Raw genomic sequence first — 2,973 nt, 5'->3', positions numbered from 1 at the left:
CGGCGTCACCACCCGTCAGGCCGCCGGTGACACCGGTGACCGTGTCGAGCGTGCCGCCAAGCAGACCGGCGTCGCCACCGGTCAGACCACCGGTAAGCCCGGTGACCGTGTCGAGCGCGCCGCCGACCAGGCCGGTGTCGCCACCGGTCAGCCCGGCCGTCAAACTGGTGACGGTCTCGAGCGTCCCGCCGACCAGGCCGGCGTCGCCGCCCGTCAGGCCACCGGCCAGGCCGGTGACCGTGTCCAATGTGCCGCCCACCAGGTCGCCGCCGAGCAGGTTGCCGCCCAGACCGGCGGTCAGGCTGCCCGTCAGGCCGCCGACCACGTTGAGCGTGCCGCCCAGCAGGTTGCCGGTGAGGCCGCCGACCAGGTCACCGCTCACCTCACCTCCGCCACTGAGCGTGGCGTCAGCGGTGACCTGGCCGCCACCCGCCGAGCTGATCAGACCGGCGTCGAGCGTCGTCGCGACGTCGGTGTCGGCCATGAGCGGGGCAGTTCCCGGCGGGTGGGCGACGATGTCGCCGCCGGCCTGTGTGGTGACGCCACCGTTGCCGAGGCCGTTGGGCGAAACCGTGATCGCGCCCAGGGCCGACAGGTTGATGTCGGCCGTCGTGGTGCCATTGAGGACGCTGTTGAGCGGGAGCTGCTCAACGATGCCCTGGAGCTGACCGACGACGTTGGCCGGGGCCGCGGTCAGGCCGCCCAGCCCGAGCGGCTCGCCCAGGCTCGCGAGGCCCTGCAGCGGGACGAGGTCGACGACGAGCGGCACCACGTCCTGCACGTCGGCCGGCGTCAGATCGCCAAGTCCAGCCGCCTGCAGGGTGCCCTCCGGGTCGAGCTGGAAGGTCAGGCGGGCATCCTGATTCGTGATCAGGTTGAGCACGAAGTCGTGCAGGGTTTGGTTCGTGTCCATATCGGACGGTCTCCTCAGCGTGTGAACATCAACTGCGAGGAAACGTAGGGCTCGGGAGACGATTCGGACATCGGGGACCACTCCCCCATCGCACGTTAGGGGCTTAGGGGATCACGCGGTGCCGGAGTTTAGGGTCCTGTTGGTCAAGCGGATATGGTACGAACAGAGGAGCCCCTTAGCCGCGAACGGTCCCCGCCAGGTTCGATCCGGCCTTGCAACCGCACTGAAAGGATGCTGCCTGCAATGCCGCATGTCCTCGGGATCGACCTCGGCAATTCCCATGTCGCGGCGGCCGTGTCCCGCGCCGGCGCCTCCGGCTGGACGGTGCCCGAGGTGATCTGCGAGAGCCCGGCGGTGCTGCGCCTCACCCCCGATGGAACCCTGGTGACCGGTGAGCACGGCGACGGGCAGGCCGTGCGCGACTTCGTCGCCCGGGTCGGCGACGACGTGCCGATGGTGGTGGGCGGTGAGCCCTGCCGACCGCAGACACTGGCCGCGATGCTCGCAATGTGGGCGGTCGAGCGCACGTCGGCCTGGGAGCGCGAGCACGCCGAGCACATCGTGCTGGGCTACCCGTCGGCCTGGGGGCAATACCGGCGAGAGCTGCTGCGCGCGGCCTTGCGCGAGGTCGGCCTGCACGAGGTGACCCTCCTGCCCAAGCCGGTCATCGCCGCCGAGGGCCACCCGGCGCGCGTCATGGGGTTGTATTCGTTGGGTCGCAAGGGTTATTCGGCCGCCGTGCTGCGCCGCTCCCGCCCCGCCGGGTTCGAGATGCTGGCCTGCCTTGAGGGTGTGCCACCGCTGGGCTCCGAGGACATGCTCGCGGCCGGCTCCGAGGAAGAGGTCCGATCGGCCGTGCGGCTGACCGTCGACACTCTTTTGTGGACGGTGCGCAGCGCGGGCCTGCAACCGGATCAGCTCGATGACGTGCTGCTCGTCGGGGCCGCCGCGGAGGTGCCGCTGGTCGAGGAGACCATCCGGGCCGACTTCCCCAACCGGGTCACGATGGCCACCGACCCCCAGTTCACCGCGGCCACCGGGGCCGCGCGTGTGGCCAGCCGACTGCTGTCGGGCCCCGTGAGCCCGCTGCCCGCGCAGCGGTCCGCGCCACCCTACGATCAGCAGCCGAGCGGCGAGGTGAGCGTGCTCGACGAATCGCCGCCGCGACCGCCCGTCCGCATCACGTCGCTCAAACTGCCCCGCCGCCGCGCCCTCACACAGGGACGCTCCTTCTCCCTCTTCGGTTTGTGAAGCCCATGCCTTTGATAGTCAGTGAAGAGCTCAAGTCCGTTCTGGCCCGCCCGGGCAGCCTTGCCCTGCAGGGCCCGGGCGGGCACGGCAAGTCCACGCTGCTGCGGTCGGTGCAGGCCGATCTGGTGGTCGACGACGCTCACCTGCTCGACGACGCCGAGCTGCGCGCGCTGTCGGAGGCGGTCGCCGGGGGCAAACGGGTCGTGGTCGCGTGCCGGCCGTGGCCGCGTCCGCCCGCGCTGGCCGAGCTGGTCGACGCGATCCGGCGGCGCGGGTCGCTGGTCGTGCTCGCGCCCTTCACCCTGGCCCAGACGTCGTCCTATGTGGGCGAGGCACGGGCCCGGCAGGTGCACGAGCAGACCCTGGGCGTGCCGGGTCTGGTCGCCCGCATCGACGATCCGGCCCTGCCCGTCGGGATCGCCGCCGAGATCGAGCACCTGCCCGCAGACGTGCGGCAGCTGCTGATCGTGCTCGCGGCCGGGGTGGACATCCCGCTGGACCTCTTGCGCGCCTTGATGTCTCGTGGGCCGGAAGAGGTCGACCGCACCCTGGCGGCCGCGCGGGCCACCGGATACCTCTCCCCCGACAACCGGATCGTGCCGGCCATCCGGCAGGCCATTGTCGGATACTGCCCGGCCACCCAGCGCGACGAGGTGTGGCAGCGGCTGGCCGAGCTCACGCTGAAGCACTTGGGTCGCGCGCTGCCGCTGGCCCGCGCCCTGCACGCGGCGACCGTCCGGGGTGGACGGTTCGCGGCGCTGTTCGAGGCGGGCGGCGACGACGCGCTCGCCGACGACCCGGCGCTCGCC

At 71.7% G+C, this 2,973-nt stretch carries 3 protein-coding genes; 2 read left to right on the top strand and 1 reads right to left on the bottom strand.

Annotated features, from left to right (window positions below; genetic code table 11):
• Window positions 1-913, bottom strand: a 913-nt coding sequence (locus DM816_RS41215; protein WP_211589084.1) for an IniB N-terminal domain-containing protein, incomplete at its 3' end; no start/stop codon positions are given.
• Window positions 914-1,156: 243 nt separating this feature from the next.
• Between DM816_RS41215 and DM816_RS41210 the strand changes: the two genes are divergently transcribed.
• Together DM816_RS41210 and DM816_RS41205 are read left to right on the top strand one after the other, a co-directional pair.
• Window positions 1,157-2,164 (top strand): Hsp70 family protein, encoded by a 1,008-nt coding sequence (locus DM816_RS41210; RefSeq protein WP_117215856.1) that lies wholly within the window; start codon window positions 1,157-1,159, stop codon window positions 2,162-2,164.
• Between the two features lie 5 nt (window positions 2,165-2,169).
• Window positions 2,170-2,973: hypothetical protein (locus DM816_RS41205; protein WP_211589083.1), on the top strand; the 804-nt coding region annotated here is incomplete at its 3' end.

This window comes from Allorhizocola rhizosphaerae (assembly GCF_003426775.1).
Taxonomy (GTDB): domain Bacteria; phylum Actinomycetota; class Actinomycetes; order Mycobacteriales; family Micromonosporaceae; genus Allorhizocola; species Allorhizocola rhizosphaerae.
The sequence above is the reverse complement of the archived record's forward strand: the minus strand, read 5'-3'. Positions and strand labels throughout refer to the sequence as shown.